At 65.2% G+C, this 20,226-nt stretch carries 21 protein-coding genes; 8 read left to right on the forward strand and 13 right to left on the reverse strand.

Translation table 11 applies throughout. The features are described from left to right. Positions 1-49: 49 nt before the first annotated feature. From QF118_RS09350 to QF118_RS09360, 3 genes are read right to left on the reverse strand one after another with little or no spacing between them, the layout of a single operon-like run. On the reverse strand, positions 50-1,027 hold the full coding sequence (locus QF118_RS09350) for a TRAP transporter substrate-binding protein (protein ID WP_282302355.1): 978 nt from the start codon (positions 1,025-1,027) through the stop codon (positions 50-52). Positions 1,028-1,084: 57 nt separating this feature from the next. Continuing rightward, positions 1,085-2,344, reverse strand: a complete 1,260-nt coding sequence (locus tag QF118_RS09355) for an NAD(P)/FAD-dependent oxidoreductase (RefSeq protein ID WP_282302356.1) — start codon at positions 2,342-2,344, stop codon at positions 1,085-1,087. Next, a complete protein-coding gene (locus tag QF118_RS09360; protein ID WP_282302357.1) occupies positions 2,341-3,468 on the reverse strand; it encodes an enolase C-terminal domain-like protein in 1,128 nt (375 codons plus the stop codon). The genes QF118_RS09355 and QF118_RS09360 overlap by 4 nt, the downstream gene beginning before the upstream one ends. A 96-nt stretch (positions 3,469-3,564) precedes the next feature. Here QF118_RS09360 and QF118_RS09365 point away from each other — a divergent pair, with 96 nt between their 5' ends. Beyond that, positions 3,565-4,476, forward strand: coding sequence for a LysR family transcriptional regulator (locus QF118_RS09365; RefSeq protein WP_282302358.1), 912 nt, complete (start codon positions 3,565-3,567; stop codon positions 4,474-4,476). 199 nt (positions 4,477-4,675) lie between these two features. Here QF118_RS09365 and QF118_RS09370 read toward each other — a convergent pair whose 3' ends face one another. Beyond that, entirely contained in the window at positions 4,676-6,370 is a 1,695-nt protein-coding gene (locus QF118_RS09370) for a thiamine pyrophosphate-binding protein (protein WP_282302359.1), read from the reverse strand. A 75-nt stretch (positions 6,371-6,445) separates the two neighbouring features. Here QF118_RS09370 and QF118_RS09375 point away from each other — a divergent pair, with 75 nt between their 5' ends. After that, the gene (locus tag QF118_RS09375; protein ID WP_282302360.1) at positions 6,446-7,171 is read left to right on the forward strand and encodes an aspartate/glutamate racemase family protein; all 726 of its coding nucleotides are present in this window, start codon (positions 6,446-6,448) and stop codon (positions 7,169-7,171) included. Between the two features lie 6 nt (positions 7,172-7,177). Here QF118_RS09375 and metF read toward each other — a convergent pair whose 3' ends face one another. Then, positions 7,178-8,044: a methylenetetrahydrofolate reductase [NAD(P)H] gene (metF, locus tag QF118_RS09380; RefSeq protein WP_282302361.1), complete on the reverse strand. Its 867-nt coding sequence runs from the start codon at positions 8,042-8,044 to the stop codon at positions 7,178-7,180. 90 nt (positions 8,045-8,134) lie between these two features. Here metF and QF118_RS09385 point away from each other — a divergent pair, with 90 nt between their 5' ends. Further along, on the forward strand, positions 8,135-9,040 hold the full coding sequence (locus tag QF118_RS09385; protein ID WP_282302362.1) for a LysR family transcriptional regulator: 906 nt from the start codon (positions 8,135-8,137) through the stop codon (positions 9,038-9,040). Here QF118_RS09385 and QF118_RS09390 read toward each other — a convergent pair. Together QF118_RS09390 and QF118_RS09395 are read right to left on the reverse strand one after the other, a co-directional pair. Next, positions 9,037-9,348 carry a hypothetical protein gene (locus QF118_RS09390; protein ID WP_282302363.1) on the reverse strand — a complete coding sequence of 104 codons (312 nt, stop codon included), beginning with the start codon at positions 9,346-9,348 and terminating at the stop codon, positions 9,037-9,039. The genes QF118_RS09385 and QF118_RS09390 overlap by 4 nt on opposite strands. A 155-nt stretch (positions 9,349-9,503) precedes the next feature. Next, entirely contained in the window at positions 9,504-9,710 is a 207-nt protein-coding gene (locus QF118_RS09395; protein ID WP_282302364.1) for a cold-shock protein, read from the reverse strand. A 236-nt stretch (positions 9,711-9,946) separates the two neighbouring features. Between QF118_RS09395 and QF118_RS09400 the strand changes: the two genes are divergently transcribed. Continuing rightward, on the forward strand, positions 9,947-10,264 hold the full coding sequence (locus QF118_RS09400) for an arsenate reductase family protein (protein WP_282302365.1): 318 nt from the start codon (positions 9,947-9,949) through the stop codon (positions 10,262-10,264). Continuing rightward, on the forward strand, positions 10,264-10,632 hold the full coding sequence (locus QF118_RS09405; RefSeq protein ID WP_282302366.1) for a hypothetical protein: 369 nt from the start codon (positions 10,264-10,266) through the stop codon (positions 10,630-10,632). Before QF118_RS09400 ends, QF118_RS09405 begins: the two co-directional genes overlap by 1 nt. Here QF118_RS09405 and QF118_RS09410 read toward each other — a convergent pair. From QF118_RS09410 to thrS, 5 genes are all read right to left on the reverse strand, one after another. Next, positions 10,629-11,195: a DoxX family protein gene (locus tag QF118_RS09410; RefSeq protein WP_282302367.1), complete on the reverse strand. Its 567-nt coding sequence runs from the start codon at positions 11,193-11,195 to the stop codon at positions 10,629-10,631. The genes QF118_RS09405 and QF118_RS09410 overlap by 4 nt on opposite strands. 12 nt (positions 11,196-11,207) lie before the next feature. Next, positions 11,208-11,972, reverse strand: coding sequence for an HvfC/BufC N-terminal domain-containing protein (locus tag QF118_RS09415; RefSeq protein ID WP_282302368.1), 765 nt, complete (start codon positions 11,970-11,972; stop codon positions 11,208-11,210). A gap of 62 nt (positions 11,973-12,034) precedes the next feature. Beyond that, on the reverse strand, positions 12,035-12,883 hold the full coding sequence (gene bufB, locus QF118_RS09420) for an MNIO family bufferin maturase (protein WP_282302369.1): 849 nt from the start codon (positions 12,881-12,883) through the stop codon (positions 12,035-12,037). 61 nt (positions 12,884-12,944) lie between these two features. Then, on the reverse strand, positions 12,945-13,241 hold the full coding sequence (locus tag QF118_RS09425; protein ID WP_282302370.1) for a BufA1 family periplasmic bufferin-type metallophore: 297 nt from the start codon (positions 13,239-13,241) through the stop codon (positions 12,945-12,947). Between the two features lie 241 nt (positions 13,242-13,482). Continuing rightward, on the reverse strand, positions 13,483-15,429 hold the full coding sequence (gene thrS, locus QF118_RS09430) for a threonine--tRNA ligase (RefSeq protein WP_282302371.1): 1,947 nt from the start codon (positions 15,427-15,429) through the stop codon (positions 13,483-13,485). A gap of 175 nt (positions 15,430-15,604) precedes the next feature. On the opposite strand from thrS, the gene QF118_RS09435 reads away from it, so the two are divergent. From QF118_RS09435 to QF118_RS09445, 3 genes are all read left to right on the forward strand, one after another. After that, positions 15,605-16,858, forward strand: a complete 1,254-nt coding sequence (locus QF118_RS09435) for an MFS transporter (RefSeq protein ID WP_282302372.1) — start codon at positions 15,605-15,607, stop codon at positions 16,856-16,858. Between the two features lie 63 nt (positions 16,859-16,921). Beyond that, the gene (locus QF118_RS09440) at positions 16,922-17,593 is read left to right on the forward strand and encodes a DNA-3-methyladenine glycosylase I (protein WP_282302373.1); all 672 of its coding nucleotides are present in this window, start codon (positions 16,922-16,924) and stop codon (positions 17,591-17,593) included. Between the two features lie 96 nt (positions 17,594-17,689). After that, the gene (locus tag QF118_RS09445; protein ID WP_282302374.1) at positions 17,690-18,664 is read left to right on the forward strand and encodes a LysR family transcriptional regulator; all 975 of its coding nucleotides are present in this window, start codon (positions 17,690-17,692) and stop codon (positions 18,662-18,664) included. Here the strand turns inward: QF118_RS09445 and QF118_RS09450 are convergent. Further along, positions 18,661-20,190 carry a trimethylamine methyltransferase family protein gene (locus tag QF118_RS09450; RefSeq protein ID WP_282302375.1) on the reverse strand — a complete coding sequence of 510 codons (1,530 nt, stop codon included), beginning with the start codon at positions 20,188-20,190 and terminating at the stop codon, positions 18,661-18,663. The two genes, QF118_RS09445 and QF118_RS09450, sit on opposite strands and share 4 nt — an antisense overlap. Positions 20,191-20,226: the final 36 nt, after the last annotated feature.

Consider the following 20,226-nt stretch of genomic DNA (forward strand, 5'->3'; position numbering starts at 1 on the left):
TGCACGCGCCGGGGGTGAACAGAATTTTCGGCGAAAACTCTATTCGTGCTTATTGCATGGCCTTGTAGGCATCGACGATGGCCTTGCCCTCGTCGCCCGCGTTTTCCAGCCACTCGGCGGTCATGGTCTCGCCGATTGCTTTCAGTTCATCGACCAGCGCATCGCCGGCGCGGCCGACTTCCATGCCGCCCTCTTTCAGCCCGTTCAGGGTGAACTGGGTATAGTCCTTGGACATTTGCAGGCCGCGGGTCTTGGCCTCGGCGGCGCAGTCGGTCATCGCCGCCTTGCCTGCGTCGTCCAGCGCGTCCCAGGCATCCTTGTTGGCAAAGATGATGTTGCGCGGCAGCCAGGCGTCGACTTCGTAGAAGTGGGTCAGGTGTTCCCATACCTTGCGGTCATAGCCCGTCGCACCGGAGGAAATGAAGGATTCCGCCACGCCGGTGGCCAGCGCCTGGGACAGTTCCGCCGCCTCGACCTGCACCGGCAGCATGCCGGTCAGCTCGGCCATGCGGGCGGTGGCGGTGGAATAGCTGCGGAACTTGATGCCCTTCATGTCGGCCACGGATTCAATGGGCTTCTTGAAATACAGCCCCTGCGGCGGCCAGGCCACGGAATAGAGATAGACCAGGTTCTGATCGGCCAGCACTTCGGCGATCTTCGGCCCGGCGACTTCCCACAGCTTTTCGTGATCGTCGAACGAGGTCGCAAGGAAGGGGATGCTGTCGACGCCGAACAGCGGGTTTTCGTTTTCATGGGCGGAAATCAGACGCTCGCCGATCGGGGCCTGCCCGGTCTGCACGGCGCGCTTGATGTCGTTGCCCGCGAACAGTGACCCCGAGGGGTGCGTGACGATTTCCGTCGCGCCGCCGGTCTTTTCGGTGACGCAGGCGGCGAATTGCGCGGCGTTCTCGGAATGAAAGTTGGTGGCCGAATAGGCCAGCGGCATGTCCCATTTGTCGGCGCTGGCGGCTGTGGCTGCGGCGCAGGTCAGGGCCGTTGCGGCCAGGAATTTGGTCAGGTTCTTCATTGTTTCACTTCCCTGTTGGTTGGTTGAAATGTGATCCCCGGTTGTTCCGGGGCTTTCTTATGCACTCTTTGCGAAGCGTGACGGAGAATAGGGGGTCACGTCAACATTGGGGGTGCGCCCGGTGATCAATTGCGCCAGCAGGCGCCCGGTTTTCGGCCCGCCGGTCAGCCCGACGTGGTGGTGGCCAAAGCCCAGCCAGGCACCGCTGGCGCCCGGCACCTCGCCGATCAGCGGGATCGAATCGGACGGGGCAGGGCGGTGCCCCATCCATTCGACCTCGCGTTTCCAGGTCAGGCCGGGCATGGCCGCCCTGATGTTGTTGCGCAGCAGATCGAACGGCGCTTTCGACGGAGCCGCCGTCAGTCCGCCGAATTCCACGATCCCGGCCAGCCGCAACCGCCCGTCCATGGGCGTTGCGACGAATTTGCCGCTGGCCACCATGACCGGCGCCTTTGGCATGACTGACGGCTCCCACAACTCCAGGTGATAGCCGCGCTCGCTTTCCAGCGGCACATCCAGCCCCAGCATGTCAGACAGCTTTTTCGACCAGGCGCCCATGGCCAGAACCGCCGCGTCGCAGGCGATCACCTCGCCCCCGGCGCGCACCCCGGTCACGCGCCCGCCGTCCCGCACAAGGCCCGTCGCCTCGGCCTTGATGACCTGTCCGCCCTGCGCCTGCACGTGGCGGGCCAGCGCCTTGACATAGGCGCCGGGGTCGGTGATCCGCCCGTGGTTGCCAAAGCGCGCGGCAAAGCCGATCTGGTCGGAAAAAGCCGGATCATAGGCGCGCCAGTCGTCGCCCGACATCTCGTCCCAGGTGAACCCCTGATCGCGGCGAATGCCCCAGCCGAAACTGTCCGCCTCATAGGCGGCGCGGTCCTTGTACAGATAGACGTAGTCCGACGGGACCACATAGCCCTCGGCCCCGGTGCCCGCGCTCAGCGCCTGATGATCGGCCAGGCTGTCGCCGATGATCGGCGTCATCGCCTGCGCGGTGCGGCGGGCGTCATCGGCATTGGCATGGCGCAGGTACTTGATCAGCCAGGGGGCCAGCCGGGGCAGGTAGCCCCACTTCAGGAACAGCGGTTGGCCGGGGTCCAGCAACATCCGCGGCGCTTTCTTCAGCAGTCCGGGCACCGGCACCGGCACGACCGAGCAACTGGCCAGCACGCCGCCATTGCCATGGCTTGCGCCTTCGCCCGGGTCCAGCCGGTCGATCAGGATCACCCTGTGGCCGTCGCGTTGCAGCCAGATCGCTGTGGACACCCCGACGATGCCCGCGCCGATGATGGCAATGGTTTTGGCTGTGGCGCTCATGCGGCCCTCATGCTTTTGAAATGGCTCAGTTTGTCCAGGTCCGGCGCGATGCCCAGCCCCGGCCCTTCGGGAACGATGACATGGCCGCCCTCAACGGGAAAGGGCGTTTCCAGCAGGTCGTCCTGCAGGTAATAGCGCGCCTGGTAGAATTCGCAGCCAAGGGTGATTTCGGGCGTCGCGGCAATCATGTGCGCGCCCGCCAGATGCGCCAGCCCGGTTTCGAACATGTCGCCGCCATAGGCGCTCAGCCCATGGGCGGCGGCCATGCGCGCCACCGCCTGCGCCCGGGCCAGCGACCCCGCCTTCATGATCTTGACCGACACCCCGTCGCAAATCCCCTCGCGCGCGGCGCGGGCCATGTCCTCGGGGCCAAAGACCGATTCATCGGCCAGAAGGGGGCAGGGGATCTGATCGCGCAGCCGCGCCATCAGGCCGAAATGATGCGCGGCCACGGGCTGTTCGATGAACTCGGGGCCAAAGCCGGCCACATCGCGCACGCGGCGCTCGGCCTCGTCGGGGGGCAGGCCCTGGTTGAAATCGACCCGCACCCGGAAATCCGGGAAATCCTGCGCGATCCGTTCCAGCCGCATGATGTCAAAGGCATGCCCGGCAAACCCGGCCTTGAGCTTGATCAGCCCCACACCATCGGCCTGCAACCGCGCCATCAGGGCGATGTCGGCCTCGAATTCCGGATTGGCGATGGACACCGACAGCGGCAACCGCCCCTGTGCCAACCCGCCCAGCAAGGCCCAGACCGGCAGGCCCGAAATCCGCCCGGTCAGGTCCAGAAGGGCAGTGTCGAGGGCAGCCTTCGCCTCGGGGCAATGGGCGACGGCGCGCGCGGCATCGGCCATGATCGCGGCCCGGTCGGCAATCCTCCGACCGATCACAAGCGGGCGCAGATAACGATCCAGCGCGGCAAAACTGGCCTCAGGCGAGCCGGTGAAAACCACCCAGGGGCTGGCTTCACCCCAACCCGCCGCGCCGCCCTCGGCGCGCAGGCGCAGCACGATCACCTCGACGCTGCCGGCGACCGACCCGATGCCATGATCGCGCCGCGACACCACCGGCAAAACCAGCGGCCACAGGTCCATCGCGATGATCTTTTGATCCAGATCGCCCATGCATCCCCCATTTCCACGCTCAACCTTGCAGCGGGCCATCCATCATTTCAAATACTAAGAATTGCGTTCTCCATCACTTGAACTTATGCATCTCCCATGCCTTTGCGTTTTCGCCAGCTTCAGGCCTTTCACGCCATCATTGAAACCGGCACCGTCACCGGCGCCGCCGCGCAATTGGGCATCTCGCAGCCCGGTCTGTCGAACCTGCTGGCCCAGCTCGAACGCGAGGTCCGCTTTCGCCTGTTCGATCGCCAGCGCGGCCGCCTGATTCCCACCCCCGAGGCCGAGATCCTGTTCCGCGAGGTCGAAACCGTGGTGCGCGGCCTTGATCACGTCGCTCAGGCGGTCAGCGATCTGCAGAACAAACAGGCCGGGCAGTTGCAGGTCGCCTCGCAGCACTCGATTTCCTTTGGCTTCATGCCGCGCCTGATCGCGCGTTTTGCCCGCGAACGCCCCGACCTGGCGATTTCCTTTCAGTCGCAATACTCGACGAAGATCCAGGAATGGGTCGCCTCGGGCCTGTTCGAAATCGGCATCTGCGAACGGCCCCTGATCCAGGACGCCTTTACCGTCCACCCGTTCTATTTCGAAACCCGGCTGGCCCTGCCCGAAGGCCACGCGCTGGCCCGACACGACGTGCTGACCCCGCAGCTGCTGGACAATGAGCCCTTCATCGTCATGGGCCCCGAACACATGACCCACCGCCGCACCCGCGAGGCGTTTCAGGCCGCCGGTGCCCTGCTGCACGCAAGGGTGCATTCCCACCTGTTCCGCAACCTGCTCAGCTTTGTCAAAGAGGGGATGGGCGTCGCCCTGCTGGACCCTTTCGCGCTGGAATACGACGCGGGCGGCGGCTTTGTCTCGCGCCCGTTCCGGCCGCGCATCCTGATGGACATGTGCGTGATCACCTCGCGCGCGCGGCCGCTGTCAGCTGTGGGGCAGGCCTTTCTCGACCTGCTGCTGCAGGAACTGGCGGCCATCGCGGTGCTAGAGCCCGATCTGACCTGACCCACCCTACCGGGTTTCTTTGTGCCCAAAATATCCCGGGGAGCGCGAGGGGCAGCGCCCCTCGCTGCAACATCCCACACCAGGACGACGGTTGGAATTGCCATCACTCCTGCAATCCGGTTCTGGCCCGGGGCTCCGCCCGTGAAAAACCCAAACCCTGCCCCGCAGGCTTTGCCGCGCAGATGCGCGGTCCGGGATATCACCCCATCCACCGCATGACCGGGGCGGCGCTTTGCTCCAGCGGTTGCGTGATCACGTCGATCATGGTCGGCCCGTCATGCGCCAGCGCCTCGGCCATCACGCGGTCCAGGTCGGCGGGGTCCGAGACAGTCCAGGACTTGACGCCAAAGCCCTCGGCCACCTTGGCATTGTCGGTGCGGCCAAAGTCGACGTTGTAATAGCGCCCGCCCTTGTCGTCCTTCTGGCTGGCCTTGATCCAGCCGAAACTGGCGTTGGACAGCACGATGAAGGTCACCGGCACGTTATAGCGCGCCGCGGTCTCCAACTCGCCGCAGCTGAACCCGAACGATCCGTCGCCCATCATCGCCACCACGGTTGCCTCGGGGCGCCCGAACCAGGCCCCGATAGCGGCACCGATGGCATAGCCAAGCGCCCCGTGCGCGCGGTTGGTGATGTAATGCCGCCCGGCCTGCGGGCGGTGACCGTAGGCGTTGTAATAGGGGCAGGTGGTGCCGGGATCGCTGACCACGACCGAGTTTTCCGGCAGCAGCCGGTTTAGCGTGTCGATGATCCGCTCGGGGCGGATCGGGGTTTCGGTGCTGGCTGCAAGCTGGGCAAACCGTGCAAATTTGCGCGCCTTGATGTCCGCCACACGCGCCGCCCCGCCAAAGCCCGGATGCCCGTCCATCCCGTCCAGCACGGCATTCACCATGTCCAGCGACAACCGCAGATCGCCCACCACGCCGACCTCGGTCGGGTAGTTGGCACCGATGGTCATCGGGTCATTGTCGAAATGCACTACGCGGGTGCCGGGTTTCGGCGCGCTCCAACGCGAGGTGGTGGTTGATCCGGCCCGGCAGCCCATGAAGACGACAAGATCGGCCTCTTGCATCATTTCCCATGTCTCGTCCGTCCCGCCGTTCGATCCCACCACGCCCAGGCTTTGGCGATGATCGTCCGACAGTGACCCCTTGCCGGAAATCGAGGTGGCCACCGCGATGTCCAGCCGCTGCGCCAGCCGCGCCAGCCCGTCGCAGCCGCCCGCGATGATCACTCCGCCGCCGCAGACGATCAGCGGTTTTTTCGCCGAAAGGATCGCGTCAACCGCCGCCTTGACCTGCGCCGCCTCTGGCCCTGTCGGGTGCGCCGGGTAGCTGGCGAAACTGGCGTCCCCCCAAATGTCCGAAACCTCGACCGGATCGTACTGGATGTCATAGGGCAGCCCCAGATGCGCCGCCCCCGACCGCCCCGAGGTCATCGCCCGAAACGCCGCGCGCACCATGCGCGGGATATGCGCCGCCTGTTTGATCACGGTGTTGTACTTGGTCAGCGGGCGCATCAGCGCCTCTTGGTCGACCTCGGTCAGGGGGAATTTCCCGTAGGAGCCGACCGAAATATCGGTGGTGATCGCCAGCACCGCATAGGAGCTTTCGTTGGCTTCGATCAGCCCCGGCAGGATATAGGTCGCGCCGCCCCCCGATGGCCCCTCGCAAACGCCCACACGGCCCGTCACACGGGCATAGCCATCGGCCATGTAGGCGGCGCAGCGTTCATCGCGGGTCAGCACATGGGTGATACCGTGATCCAGCTGCAGCATGGCGTCATAAAACGGCAGGGTGGTGTCGCCGCACAGGCCAAAGATATGCGTCACGCCCTGCGCCTCGAGCATGCGGACCATCGCCTCGGCGCCGTTCATCTGATTGCTGTCCGTCATCTTTACCCCCTATGCGCGCAGCGCCTTCGCAGGCACAGTGCGGGGGAATGGCGCCACATTGCAAGAGAGGTTGGCATGGGCAACGAAGGCAGGATCGCGCGCGGCGGCAAATCGATCTACGGCGCGGCGGTGGGCATTTTGATGCTGGACGCCCGGTTCCCGCGCATTCCCGGCGATATGGGCAATGCGGGAACATGGGATTTCCCGGTGCTTTACCGCGTGGTGCGCGATGCCTCGCCCGACCGGGTGGTGCGGGGCGGGGCGCAGGGGATGTTGCCCGCCTTCATCGACGCGGCGCACGATCTGGTGGCGGACGGGGTGGACGGGGTCACCACGAACTGCGGGTTCCTGTCGCTGTTCCAGGATGAACTGTCCAAGGCGCTGCCGGTTCCTGTCGTGACTTCGTCCCTGTGTCAGGTCGACATGGTCAACCGGCTGTTGCCGCATGGCAAACGGGCGGGAGTGCTGACGATCTCCGCCTCGACCCTGACGCCGGCGCATCTGGCGGGCGCGCGGGTGCCCGAAGGCACGCCCATCGGCACAACCGAGGGCGGGCGCGAATTCACCCGCGCGATTCTGGGCAATGAATATCAGTTGAACGTCGATCTGGCGCGTCAGGACAATGTCGATGCGGCCAGGGCGCTGCAAAAGGCGCATCCCGATCTGGGGGCTTTCGTGCTGGAATGCACCAACATGTGCCCCTATGCGGCGGATATCACGGCAGCCACCGGGCTGCCGTGTTTTTCGATGGTCAGTCTTGTCAGCTGGTTCCAGTCCGGGCTGATGCCGCGGGCCTACTGACGGGCCTCAGGCCACATGCTCCAGCTTGACCGCGGGCGTGACGCCCAGGGCAAAGCAGACATCGCGGGTCAGTTCCGGGCGGTTCAGCGTGTAGAAATGCAGGCTGTCCACGCCGCCTTCGATCAGATCGCTGCACAGCTCGGTGCAGATGGCGGTGGCCAGCAGGTCCTCGCGGCCATCACGCTGCGCCTTGTCAAAGGCGTCGTCGACCCAGGCGGGGATGTGGGTGCCGCAGTTCTGGGCAAAGCGGCGCGCGCCGGTCCAGTTTTCGATCGGCAGGATGCCGGGAATGATGGGCGCGTCGATCCCGGCCTTTACGCAGGCATCGCGGAACCGGAAAAAGGTTTCGGCCTCGAAAAAGAACTGGGTCAGCGCCTCGGTTGCGCCGGCGTCGATCTTGCGCTTGAGCCAGTCGATATCGGCCTGCTGGCTGGAGGCTTCGGGGTGGCGGTCAGGATAGGCGCCGACGCGGATGGTGAAATCACCGGTCTCGGCCAGCGCCTCGATCAGTTCGACAGAATTGGCAAAACCGTCCTTGTGCGCCTCGAAACCCGTCGATCCCTTGGGCGGATCGCCGCGCAGCGCGACGATGTCGGTGACACCGGCAGCGGCGAAATCGCGAGCAATCCCAAGGGTTTCTTCGCGGGTGGCGTTGACGCAGGTCAGATGCGCGGCGGTGCGCAGGCCCGAATGCTTGTGCAGGGCGGCAACCGCGTCGCGGGTCAGATCACGGGTGGTGCCACCGGCGCCATAGGTGACGGAAACAAAGCGCGGGTCCAGCGGCGACAGAACCTGAACCGTGTCCCACAGGCGAAAGGTTGCCTCGATGTTGCGGGGCGGGAAGAACTCAAAGGAAACTTCGGGACGGATCATTTTGCTGTACCTCGTTAGCGTTGTCCCCTTGTTGCACATCCCGTAATGTGAGACAAATTCATAAATCTCATCATCTTTATGAGCTTGACCATGCATATCGAATTTCGCCACCTGCGCACGATCAAGGCCATCCACGACTGTGGCGGGCTGGCCAAGGCCGCCGATCAACTGAACATCACGCAATCGGCCTTGTCCCACCAGATCAAGGGGTTGGAGGATCAGGCCGGGATCGAGCTGTTCATCCGCCGCTCCAAACCCATGCGTCTGTCTGCTGCCGGAATGCGCCTGCTGCGGCTGGCCGAACAGGTCCTGCCGCAGGTCGAAGCCCTGCAAGAAGAGTTCATGGGGCTGCGCAGCGGCAAATCGGGTCGGCTGCATATCGCCATCGAATGCCACGCCTGTTTCGAATGGCTGTTCCCGGTGCTCGAAGCCTTTCGCAAATCCTGGCCCGACGTCGATGTCGACATTCGCCCCGGCCTGGCCTTTGACGCGCTGCCCGCGCTGATGAAGGAAGACGTGGACGTGGTGATTTCCTCTGACCCCGAGGATCTGGCCGGCGTCACCTTCAGCCCGCTGTTCGACTACAGCCCGGTCTTTGTTGCGGCCTCGTCGCATCCCTTGGCCGAAAAACCCTATATCGATGCCGAGGATTTTCGCGGTCAGACGCTGATCACCTATCCGGTGGACCGCTCGCGGCTGGATATCTTCAACCAGCTTCTGACCCCGGCCAAGGTCGAACCGGCCGCGATCCGGCAGGTTGAACTGACGGCGGTGATCCTGCTGCTCGTCGCCTCGAACCGCGGGGTTTCCGTGCTGCCCGACTGGGTCGTGCGCGAGGTGAAATACAGCTCAGACTATATCACCCGGCCGCTGACCAAGGATGGCCTGACCCGCCGCCTTTACGCCGCCACGCGAACCGAAGACCTGGAAAAACCCTATATGCAGGACCTCATCCGCCTTGCCGGGCAAGAGGCGCGGCGCCTGCAAAACGCCTAGGAACAGGCCGCAGTGGCCTGCGTGCGCGCCAGGTCCCAACGGTCCGCATAGCTCCAGCCCAGGGCGCGTTCGTTGGTTTCGGCCAGGATCTGGCTGGCCTTTTGCGAAAAGCAGGCGCAATCGACGCCCGGCAACTGGGCGCGGCAGTGGCCATAGCCGCCGTCACTGCCAAAACCGGACAATTCCGGGCTTTCCTTGATCTCCCGGGGCGTTTCCCAAGAGGTCAGCGGCGCAACCCGGCTGACCCCCGCAACAAAAAGCGAGCCACCGAACAGAACGGCAAGGGCAATGGTCAATTCACTGGTCATCCCGACCTCCTGCATTGCACGAGATCACTGTATCGCGCCGCACCCGCCGCGCGAAGGATTTAGCCCCTTGGATTTGAATCGAAAGCGACCAAAACGGGGCGCGGGCCGCGATTGGCGGCCCGGACCGGTCTTGCCTTGCAGCGCCGGCAGGCGCGTCAGATCGGCTTGATATCCGAGGCCATTTCCCGGCCATCGCGGCCTTCGCGCAGCTCGTAGCGCACCTTTTGATTGTCGGCGAGGCCGGTCAACCCGGACCGCTCGACCGCAGAAATATGTACAAAAACGTCCTTGCCGCCCTCATCGGGTGCGATAAAGCCGTAACCTTTGGTGGTGTTGAACCATTTCACGGTGCCGTTCGGCATAGTTCCCGTGCTCCTTTCCCAGTCCTGTTCAATTCCGGCGGCCCAGCAGGGTGCAAGGCCACCCTGTCACATTCGCCTTTCAGGAAAGAACAGGCCGTTTGGCACCGCACCGTTCCGTGACTGATCGTCGAAGGTCACGATCTTCAGATTTGCAGCAGATTTGTAAAAATCAAGCAAAACTGGCTCGTATTTCAAGCTTTCGGCCACTATGTGAACGCAAATGAAAGGAAAACAGCATGATCCTTTACGGCCTCAAGACCTGTGACACCTGCCGCAAGGCCCGCCGCGCGCTGCCCGATGCGCAGTTCGTCGATGTGCGCGATGATGGCGTGCCCGCCGCGGTTCTGGCCGATGCGCTGGCGCAGTTCGGGCAGGCGCTGGTCAACACCCGTTCGACCACCTGGCGGTCCCTGGACGAGGCCGAGCGCACTCTATCGCCCGCGCAATTGCTGGCGGATCACCCGACGCTGATGAAACGCCCCCTGGTCGTCGATGGCGACCGGATGGTTCTGGGCTGGGACAAGGCCGCGCAAAGCGCGCTGGGGGTCGCCTGATGCGCAACGCGGCACTGACACTGGGCATCATCGCGGGCGTTTTCGCCATGGTCATCGGCTTTTTCGGCTTTGGCTATACGGAACTGGCCCGCAGCTATGACGGGGTCGAACAGACCTTTGGCATGTTCGACAACCCGGACCTGGTGCGCGTCGTCTCTTTGCTGTCCCCCATGCTGGCGATCGCGGGCGGTGCGATGGCAAAGGCGCGGGCGCTTTGGGGCGGGATCTTGTTGCTGGTCTCGGCGGCGGGAATGTACCTGGCCTTCGGGTTCAACGTCTTTACCATGTTCCCGATCGCCTTCGCCGGCCTTGGCGGTGTGCTGGCCCTGGCCGCCGGCAAACCCGACGAACCAAAGGCGCATTTCTAGGCGGCCTTGGCGCCCATCCGGACCGCCAGCAACCGATCGACAGACAGCGCCCCGGCGCCCTTGACCACCAGCGTGATCAGCAGCAGCACCCAGAACGCCCGCTGATCCAGGATCAGGCTGTCGGAGGCGCGGTCGAACCATGCACCCAGTGTGCCCGGGTGACCAATCCCGCCATGGCCGTAAAGGTCGGTCAGGCTCTGCACCACGACAAAGCCGATCATCCCCAGCGCCGCCAGCCGGGTGAACAGCCCGATCACGATCATCAGCGGCAACAGGAATTCCGCCCAGGTCCCGGCCACAACCACCAGCCAGTGAAACACCGACAGCTGCGAGACGTCGTAGGTCACCGCCTCCATCGCCTTGGGAAAGATCTGCGCATAGGCTCCGGTCGACGGCCGCAAAAAGCCCAGCAGACCATCGCCCAGCTTGGTCATCCCCGAGGCCCAGAAATAGCCCAGCAAGGTCGCCGCAAAGACAAAGCGCGCCAACAGCGGCAGCAGCCCGCTGCCCAGACGTTCAATGGCGGCAAAAACGCGGCCGTGCAGGGTGATGATCCGGTCCATGGCGATGGCTCCTCAGTGATGTGTTTCGATGTCGCTCAGCGCGCCCGCGCGCAGCAGCAGGCCCAGCGTCGCGCCCAGGTCAAACTCCGCGCCCGCCGCGGCAAGCGCGTCGCCGAACGGCTGCCCCTCCAGCAAGGCCTGCACGAAAGCGCCGCCCCCGGCGGGCAGGGCATGGGGGGCCGGGTCAAACCCGGGCCGCGTGATCAGAACATCCTCGGCGCGCGCCTGCGGTTTGGGGCTGCCCGGGGACATGGTGTAGCGATAGACCGACAACACCGGCCAGGCCGAGCGCAGCAACTGCACCGAAGGGGCCAGCACCAGTCGCGCCCGATCCAATGCCTCGTCAGGAAGACCCTGCAGCCGCGCCGGGTCCAGCGCCGGGGCATCCGCCGCGTGATAGCTTTGCCGCAACAGCAACTCCAACCGGGCCACATCCGGCAGATAGCCAAGCCCCTTGAGGGGCTCGAGCCCGGCCAGGAACTCGGCAAACCCGGCGCCATAGTGCATCATCAACGGGGACCGGGGCGGCGCCGCCCGCAGGAACATCCCCGCCGCCTTGGCAAAATTCTCGGGGCCGATCAGCCGCGCCACCGCCGGAAACCCGGCCTCCAACGCTTCGCGCAGCGACACCGCCACATTGTTGCGATAGACCGCATAGCGCCGCCCGGCCGCGCGTCCCGCGCCATCCAGCAGCCCCTCGGGCACCGGTGCGGACCCATCCAGAAGGCCCGCACGAAACGCGGCCTCGACCAGGCTCAGGGCTTCTTTGTGCTGCAAATATCCCGGGGGGGCCGCGTCAGCGGCGGGGGCAGAGCCCCCCTTGCCGGCGTCAGACAGGCTCATGCCATCACCCGCGCCAGCGCCGCCTCGGCCCGTCGCGCCTCGTCCCTCAAAACCGGCCAGTCCGGCACATCGGTATCCCATTCGACCAAGACGGGCTTGGGTCCGCAGCGGTCCAGAGTGTAATCCAGCAGGGTCCAGACCGGATCGGCCACGGCGCGCCCGTGGCTGTCGATCAGCAAGGGCGCGCCATGATCGGCCTCGTCCTCGTCATGACCGCCCAGATGCACTTCGCCGACGGCCTCCAGGTCAAAGGCGTCAATATAGCCTTGGGGCGAAAATCCAAGGTTCACGGCGGATACAAAGACGTTGTTCACGTCCAGCAGCAGCCCGCAGCCGGTCCGCCGCACGATTTCGCGCAGGAATGCCGGCTCTTCCCAGCTGCTTTCGGCAAAGGCCAGGTAAGACGACGGGTTCTCAAGCAGCATCTGGCGGCCCAGGGCCTCTTGCACTTCGTCGATATGGTCACAGACCCGCGCCAGCGTCACATCCGTATAGGGCAGCGGCAGCAGGTCGTTGTAGAAATGGCTGTCATGGGTCGACCAGGCCAGGTGCTCGGAAAAGCTGGCCGGGTTCAGCCAGCCGACCAGGTGTTTCAGCCGGGCAAGGTGGTCCGGATCAAGACGGCGCGCGCCGCCGATCGACAGGCCGACGCCGTGCACGGAAATGGGAAAGCGTTCGGACAAGGCGCGCAGCTGCGCCAGGGGGCGGCCACCGTCGCCCATGTAATTCTCGGCATGGACCTCCAGCCAGCCGACCGGGGCGGCCTGGTCCATGATCTGCGCATAGTGCTGCGGTTTATAGCCGACGCCGGGCAGGGGGGGCAGGGTCTGGGATTGGTCGAACATGGCGGCCTCGTGGTACAATGCAAGGTGGGGCGGGGGTGATCCCCCGCCCCGGGTCTTCGACTTACATCGGGATGTCACGCTCCAGCGCTTCGAGGCTGCCCATGCGCATCGTGCCATCGGCCATCGCGGGCAGTTCGATCTCGGCGCAGGTGCCGGCATCGACCAGCGTCCAGGCGTTGCCCTGGTAGTCGACTTTCGAGGTGCCAGCGCAGGTGGTGCCGGGGCCCGCGGCGCAGTCGTTTTCACCGGCCAGGCTGACGCCAAAGCACTTTTCCTGCTCGGCGGCCTGCACGCCGCTGGCGGCAAAAGACGCGGCAACGGCACCAACGAGGGCGGCGGTCTTGAGGGTCTTGGACATGGAACTTCCTTTCACTTGAGCGAGTTTGAAACTTGGCCGCCGGACGATCTGTCCTGCGGTGAACCAACTCTGCCCCGTGGCCGGTTAACAGGCCACTCACGGCCCCGTGCATCACGCCCCTGTCAGGAAACTGCCCTGCGGCGTGACCCTTTGCGCGCGCAGCAATCCAATGAAATCAGGCGCAAAGCAAAAGGCCCCGAAACGTTTCGGGGCCTTTCATCATGCTTCCAGTGCTGGAATGTTACAAAAGATCGGGCGGGGTCGCGTCCTGGGACAGCGAACTCACGATCTCTGTCAGCGATGTAACAGAGGTCTGCTTTTCCCCAAGCCGGCGCACGGTGACGGTGCGTTCCTCGACCTCGCGGTGGCCGATGGCCAGGATCACCGGCACCTTGCCCAGCGAATGTTCGCGGACCTTGTAGTTGATCTTTTCGTTGCGGATGTCCGCCTCGGCCCGCACCCCGGCTGCCTTCAGCGCGGCCACGACCTCGTGCACATAGTCATCGGCCTCCGACACGATCGAGGCGACGACCACCTGGCGCGGCGCCAGCCAGAACGGCAGCTTGCCGGCGTGTTCCTCGATCAGGATACCGATGAACCGCTCGAACGAGCCAAGGCAGGCACGGTGCAGCATCACCGGACGGTGTTTCGCCCCGTCCTGCCCGATATAGGTGGCGTCCAGCCGTTCGGGCAGCACGAAATCCACCTGGAAGGTGCCGCATTGCCAGACCCGGCCAATCGCGTCGGTCAGCGAAAATTCCAGCTTGGGTCCGTAAAAGGCGCCTTCGCCCGGGTTCATCGTCGGCTCGATCCCCGCGGCGCGGGTGGCCGCCAACAGCGCGGTTTCGGCCTTGTCCCAGACCTCGTCCGACCCGGCGCGCGTGTCCGGACGGTCCGAAAACAGGATGTCGAACTTGGCAAAGCCCAGGTCGCGATAGATATTCGACAAAAAGTCGATGAAGCGCTGACACTCCGAGGCAATCTGGTCCTCGGTCGCAAAGATATGCGCATCGTCCTGGGTAAAGCCGCGCACCCGCATGATGCCATGCAACGCGCCCGACGGCTCGTAGCGTGCGCAGGATCCGAATTCGGCCATGCGCAGCGGCAGGTCGCGATAGCTTTTCAGCCCGACCTTGAAGATTTCCACGTGGCAGGGGCAGTTCATCGGCTTGAGCGCGTTGACCGCCTTTTCGCGGGCGTGTTCTTCGTCGACTTCGACGATGAACATGTTTTCCTGGTACTTTTCCCAGTGCCCGGATTTTTCCCACAGCTTGCGGTCCACCACCTGCGGGGTGTTCACCTCGACATAGCCGCCCTTTTCCTGCTGGCGGCGCATGTAGTCCTGCAGCGTGGTGTAGATCTTCCAGCCGTTGGGGTGCCAGAAGATCTGGCCCGGGGCCTCTTCTTGCATGTGGAACAGGTCCATCTCGCGGCCCAGCTTGCGGTGGTCGCGCTTGGCGGCCTCTTCCAGCATGTGCAGGTGGGCGCGCAGGTCTTCCTTGTTCTTGAAGGCCACGCCGTAGATGCGTTGCAGCATCTGGCGGTTGCTGTCGCCGCGCCAATAGGCCCCGGCCACCGACATCAGCTTGAAGGCATCGCCGGGCACCTGGCCGGTATGTTGCAGATGCGGGCCGCGGCACAGGTCCTGCCAGTGGCCGTGCCAATACATGCGGATCGGTTCGTTGCCGGGAATGGCCTCGATCAGCTCGACCTTGTAGGGTTCGTTGTTGGCCTCGTAATACTTGATCGCGCGGTCGCGTTCCCAGACCTCGGTGGTCACGGGATCGCGCTTGTTGATGATCTCGCGCATCTTCTTTTCGATCTCGCCCAGGTCTTCTGGGGTGAAGGGTTCGGCGCGGTCGAAATCGTAATACCAGCCCTTTTCGATCACCGGGCCGATGGTCACGCGCACGTCGGGCCACAGCTCCTGCACGGCGCGGGCCATGATGTGCGCCAGGTCGTGACGGATCAGTTCCAGCGCCGGGGCGTCGTCTGCCATGGTGTTGATGGCGATCTGGCTGTCCGCCTCGATCGGCCATTGCAGATCCCAGTGCTGGCCGTTGACCACGGCCGAGATGGCCTTTTTGGCAAGGGATTTGGAGATGCCTTCGGCGACCTCGGCAGGGGTCACGCCCTTGTCGTAGCTGCGGCTTGCACCATCGGGGAAGGTCAGGGAAATCTGGCTCATGTGCCATGCTCCTCGTCAGTTTGGCGCCCACGGAACGCCCGGTTGCGGGTTATGTTTGTCGCGCTCTTTTGGCGATGCCGGGCGGGGCTGTCAAGCTGGGCCGGGAACCATCGGTGCGCGGGCGGCGTTTCGTCCCCGGGTGCGCCTGCCGGACCCGCAGCGAAAAGGACCCCGCATGAACGACGCCGTCGAGCAAGCCTATGAAACCCTGTCCGGAGCCAAGGCCCATGTCCCCGCCCCTGAGGCGCGCAACGGGCTGCGCCACGTGGTGTCGCTGTCCCTGACCAAGGTGGCCGATGGTCTGATCGACCCCAAGCTGGTGCTGTCCTGGCTGGGCGCTGCGCTGGGCGCGCCTGCCGCCGTCACCGGCCTGTTCGTGCCGATCCGCGAGGCCGGGGCGCTGTTGCCGCAGATCGCGCTGGCGGGCTGGGTGCAGGGCATGGCGCGGCGCAAATGGGCCTGGGTGCTGGGCGCGGCCGGGCAGGGCATCGCGGCGGCGGGCATCGCGCTGGCCGCGTTGACGCTGCAGGGGCTGGCGGCGGGTCTGGCGATCTGCGCCGCGCTGGCCGTGCTGGCGCTTAGCCGCGCGGCCTGTTCGGTCAGCTACAAGGACATCCTTGGCAAGACGATCAAGGAACGCCGGCGCGGCGCGGTGACCGGCACGGCGGGCAGCGTCGCCTCGGTCGCGGTGCTGGGTTTTGCGGTGCTGCTGATGTCGGGGGTCTTGCGCGAACAGACGCCGGTGATCCTTGCCATCGCGCTGGCCGCCGTCCTGTGGCTGGCCGCCAGCGCGGTCTTTTCCACGCTCGAGGAAGATCCGTCCGAAACCGGGGCGCGCCAGGGCCTGGATCTGACGCCGCTGCGCGAGGACGGTGATTTTCGCCGTTTCATCATGGTGCGGGGGCTGTTGACGGTCACCGCCCTTGCGCCGCCCTATTTCGTGATGCTGGGCGGCGGGCAGGGGGCCTTGCAGGGGTTGGGCGCGCTTTTGCTGGCCTCGGCCGGGGCCAGTTTTGCCAGTTCCTATATCTGGGGGCGGCTGGCCGACCGGTCGGCGCGCCGGGTGCTGGCGCTGTCGGGCGGCTTTGGCGCGGGCTTTGCCGCGCTGGCGGTGCTGGCCGAGCTGTCGGGCTGGACCCAAATTCCCTATGTCGTCCCGGCGATCCTGTTTGGCTTCATGCTGGCCTATCAGGGCGTGCGGCGGGGGCGGTCCACCTATCTTGTCGACATGGCGCCGGAAGACGCGCGGTCATCCTATGCGGCGCTGGCCAATACGGTGATCGGCGTGCTGCTGCTGGCGGTGGGCGCGCTGGGCGGGGTGCTGGCGCTGGCCGGGCCTGTGGCGGCGCTGGGCGGGTTTGCGGCCCTGTCGCTGGCCGGCGGGCTGTTGGCGCTGCGGCTGCGCGATGAAAAGCAGGGTCCGGCGTAATCGGTCCTTTCCCGGCGCGGCGCCGCGTGCCACTCTGCCCCCTTCAGCGGAAAAGGGGACGAAATGCGCAGTTTCAAGGACATTCTGACATTCGCAGAGGACCGCAAGGGCAGCCGCACCGCCGTGCTGGACGGCATCGTGCCCCCCAAGACCGCCGACGACCTGGCCGCCATCCCCGATGACCGCTGGCTGGCGCAGATGGCGCGCGGGATCATGCAGGCCGGGATCAGCTGGCAGGTGGTCGAAAACAAGTGGCCCGGCATGGAAGAGGCCTTCCACGGCTTTGACGTGGACCGCTGCGCGATGATGTCCGAGGATTGGGAGGACGAGCTGCTGGACGATCCGCGCATCGTGCGCAGCCCGCCCAAGGTGCGGGCAATCCAGCACAACGCCGCCTTTATCCGCGAGGTCGCGGCGGAACATGGCAGCTTTGGGCGGCGCATCGGCGACTGGCCCCCCAGTGATTTCGGCGGACTGCTGGACTGGCTGCAAAAGGAAGGGTCGCGGCTGGGTGGCACCACCGGGGCCTACATGCTGCGGATGATGGGCAAGGATGGCTATATCCTGTCGCCCAGCGTCATCGCCCGGCTTCAGGCCGAAGGCGTGATCGACAGGCCGCCCACCTCGAAAAAGGCGCGCGCGGCGGTGCAGGCGGCCTTTGATGCCTGGGCGCAGGAAAGCGGCGAAAGCCTGACGGTGATCAGCCGCGTCCTGGCGCAAAGCATCGACGCCTAGCCCGCGCCCTTGTGCGCAAGGATTGATCGGTTTGTTTCGATGGATTAGGAACAAGGCGGCCAGTCCCCGGCCCGTCATCCCCGGAACACCCCCGCCATGCCGCCCAGCCCGCCCCGAAAGGATCTCAGCCTCAGGGCGCTGGAACTGTTCCAGATATGCGCTCAAAAAGGCTCGCTTATGGCGGCGGCCGAGGAAACCGGGCTAAGCGTCAGCACCGTGTCGCATCACCTGCGCAACCTCGAAGAGCACCTGGGCACCCAGTTGTTCAACCATGCCCGCAGGCCGATGGTGCTGACCCCGAAGGGGCGCAGTTTCTTGCGCAACATCGACGAGGCACTGCATGCGCTGCGCAAGGCCAAGGCCGCCGCCATGGGCGGCAGCGTCGCCGACACCCGGCACCTGCGCATCGGCACGATCGAGGATTTCGACAGCGACATCACCCCCGAACTGGCGGTCTATCTGAACGAACGCATGCCGCTGTGCGATTTCACCTATCACACGGACGACAGCCATTCGATCATCGAGATGCTGAGCAACCGCAAGCTGGATCTGGGCGTCACCAGCAAACCGTCCGAGCGGATGCGCGACCTGCAGGACCAGCCGCTGCTGCGCGATCCCTTTATCGTGGTGCTGCCGCAGGGCCATGACGACGCGCCGGGCGATATCCTTGCGGGCAAGGGCAAGCTGCCGTTCCTGCGGTTTTCCGGCAACCTGATCATCGCCCGCCAGATCGAGGCCCATCTGCGGCGGATCGGGGCCACGCTGCCGCACCGGTTCGAATGCGGCAACAACCAGACGCTGATGGCGATGGTGGCCGCCGGGGCGGGCTGGACCATCACCACACCGCTGTTGTTCGCACGCGCCCGTCGGTTCCAGCCGCGGCTGCGCATGCATCCCTTTCCGGGCAAGCGGTTTTCGCGCACGCTGGTGATCGTCAGCACGCCGGAATGCGCTGACACGGTGGTCGGGCTGGTGCATCACCGGTTGCGCGCGCTGATCACCGAACACGCCCTAAGACCCATCCACGCCAGCGCCCCATGGCTGGTGGATCGGTTCACCCTGATCAGCTAGGCGTCAGCCTGAAGGATGGAGAAAGCATCGCGGATGGCCGCATCCTGCGCCTTGCTCAGGTAGGCGGGGTGGTGCGTTTCCAGGATCTCGCGCGCCCGGGTTCTTGCCCTTGACCAGATGTCGGTCGCGCCCCCGGCTTCCCAAGTGCGCGGCGCGTCGCGGTCGGCCAGCGCCGGATAGAAATAATCCCGCTCCATCGCGTCAAAGGTCTGCTGGCCGCCCAGGAAATGGCCTTCGCCCAGGACCGCCGCGACGATGGCGTCATAGCCCAGGTTTTCCTCGGTCACTTCGATGCCGCGCAGGGCGCGGTAGATGTGGGAATGCATTTCGTCGTCGATCACGAAGCCTTCGAAACTGGCCCCCAGCAGCGATGCGGTCATCCCCGAGCTTTCGTAGATCAGGTTGCCCCCCGCCAGCGCCGCCGCCATCGAGGTCAGCCCCTTTTCAACGCCGTATTGCGCGTCGATGGCCTTGGCATCGGTCATCGAACAGGCCACCCCCGACGGCAGGCCCAGCCAGTTCGACAGCTGCGCCGAGGCCGCGTTCAACACCGCCGTTTCACCGCTGCCGCCGCAAAAGGCGCCGCTGCGCAGGTCGATCACCAGCGGCCAGTTGGAAAACACCATGGGAAATCCGGGCCGGATGACATGCACCATCACCAGGCTGGCCAGGGTTTCGGCCAGCGATTGCGCCAGGAACCCCGCCAGCGTCGCCGGCGCCGTCGCCCCGGCCTGCGCCGCGGTGATGCAGGACATCGGAATGTTGTGGCGGATGCATTCGTAAACCACGTCGACCGCGTCCTCGCCAAAGCGCATCGGCGAAATCACCGGGCTGATATGCGCCTTGAGAAAGGGGCGTTCGGAAAACTGGCCCGGGCCCCCGGCGGCAATGTCCAGCAGATGCACGATGGGGGCCACATGGCTGGCCAGCGTGAACGAGGTCGCCACCGGCTTGGTTGTGTTGCGCACCAGCGCATAGGCGGTGTTCACGTCCAGGTCGAAATTGTCCGGTACATCGGTGGCCACGCAGCAACGGGTGAACCAGCTGACATTGGCCAGGGTATCCTGAAGTCTTGTGAAATCATGCAGGTCCTGCAGGGTCGAGGGCCGGTAAAGCCCGCTGTCGATGTCCAGCGTCTGAACCGCCGCGCCGCCGGTGCCGAAATAGACCCTGTCGCCGCCAACCTCGATCGAGCGGTCCTTGTCACGGCCATGCAGGACAAAGCGTTTTGCCGCCTTGTCGATGGCCTCTTCGACCAGGGCGCGCGGCAGAAGGATCCGGCCTGCGCCATTGTCTTTGGCCCCTGCGGCCAACAGATCGGCACGCAGGCGGGCGGGGACCTCGCCCATGCCAAGGTTGGCCAGCAGGTCCTGAGCGGTGGTATAAATCCTGCGCAGGTCGCCATCGGTCAGGGGTTTGTAGCGGCCGCCGGGCTGGCCGGGCGGGCATGGGTCGAACAGCGGTTTGCGGGCGCGCTTGGCCAGACGCGCCTCGCGTCCTTCGCGTCTGACCGGCTGCGCTGCCATGCTGTCCCCCTTGCCTGTCCTGTCCCTGATCCCACT

The sequence above is a fragment of the Tropicibacter oceani genome, assembly GCF_029958925.1.
In the GTDB taxonomy this organism is placed as follows: Bacteria; Pseudomonadota; Alphaproteobacteria; order Rhodobacterales; family Rhodobacteraceae; genus Pacificoceanicola; species Pacificoceanicola oceani.

Coding starts and splice junctions, on each gene's coding strand:
- QF118_RS09350 (WP_282302355.1), bottom strand. CDS start 1,027: ATGAAGAACCTGACCAAATTCCTGGCCGCAACGGCCCTGACCTGCGCC.
- QF118_RS09355 (WP_282302356.1), bottom strand. CDS start 2,344: ATGAGCGCCACAGCCAAAACCATTGCCATCATCGGCGCGGGCATCGTC.
- QF118_RS09360 (WP_282302357.1), bottom strand. CDS start 3,468: ATGGGCGATCTGGATCAAAAGATCATCGCGATGGACCTGTGGCCGCTG.
- QF118_RS09365 (WP_282302358.1), top strand. CDS start 3,565: ATGCCTTTGCGTTTTCGCCAGCTTCAGGCCTTTCACGCCATCATTGAA.
- QF118_RS09370 (WP_282302359.1), bottom strand. CDS start 6,370: ATGACGGACAGCAATCAGATGAACGGCGCCGAGGCGATGGTCCGCATG.
- QF118_RS09375 (WP_282302360.1), top strand. CDS start 6,446: ATGGGCAACGAAGGCAGGATCGCGCGCGGCGGCAAATCGATCTACGGC.
- metF (WP_282302361.1), bottom strand. CDS start 8,044: ATGATCCGTCCCGAAGTTTCCTTTGAGTTCTTCCCGCCCCGCAACATC.
- QF118_RS09385 (WP_282302362.1), top strand. CDS start 8,135: ATGCATATCGAATTTCGCCACCTGCGCACGATCAAGGCCATCCACGAC.
- QF118_RS09390 (WP_282302363.1), bottom strand. CDS start 9,348: ATGACCAGTGAATTGACCATTGCCCTTGCCGTTCTGTTCGGTGGCTCG.
- QF118_RS09395 (WP_282302364.1), bottom strand. CDS start 9,710: ATGCCGAACGGCACCGTGAAATGGTTCAACACCACCAAAGGTTACGGC.
- QF118_RS09400 (WP_282302365.1), top strand. CDS start 9,947: ATGATCCTTTACGGCCTCAAGACCTGTGACACCTGCCGCAAGGCCCGC.
- QF118_RS09405 (WP_282302366.1), top strand. CDS start 10,264: ATGCGCAACGCGGCACTGACACTGGGCATCATCGCGGGCGTTTTCGCC.
- QF118_RS09410 (WP_282302367.1), bottom strand. CDS start 11,195: ATGGACCGGATCATCACCCTGCACGGCCGCGTTTTTGCCGCCATTGAA.
- bufB (WP_282302369.1), bottom strand. CDS start 12,883: ATGTTCGACCAATCCCAGACCCTGCCCCCCCTGCCCGGCGTCGGCTAT.
- QF118_RS09425 (WP_282302370.1), bottom strand. CDS start 13,241: ATGTCCAAGACCCTCAAGACCGCCGCCCTCGTTGGTGCCGTTGCCGCG.
- thrS (WP_282302371.1), bottom strand. CDS start 15,429: ATGAGCCAGATTTCCCTGACCTTCCCCGATGGTGCAAGCCGCAGCTAC.
- QF118_RS09435 (WP_282302372.1), top strand. CDS start 15,605: ATGAACGACGCCGTCGAGCAAGCCTATGAAACCCTGTCCGGAGCCAAG.
- QF118_RS09440 (WP_282302373.1), top strand. CDS start 16,922: ATGCGCAGTTTCAAGGACATTCTGACATTCGCAGAGGACCGCAAGGGC.
- QF118_RS09445 (WP_282302374.1), top strand. CDS start 17,690: ATGCCGCCCAGCCCGCCCCGAAAGGATCTCAGCCTCAGGGCGCTGGAA.
- QF118_RS09450 (WP_282302375.1), bottom strand. CDS start 20,190: ATGGCAGCGCAGCCGGTCAGACGCGAAGGACGCGAGGCGCGTCTGGCC.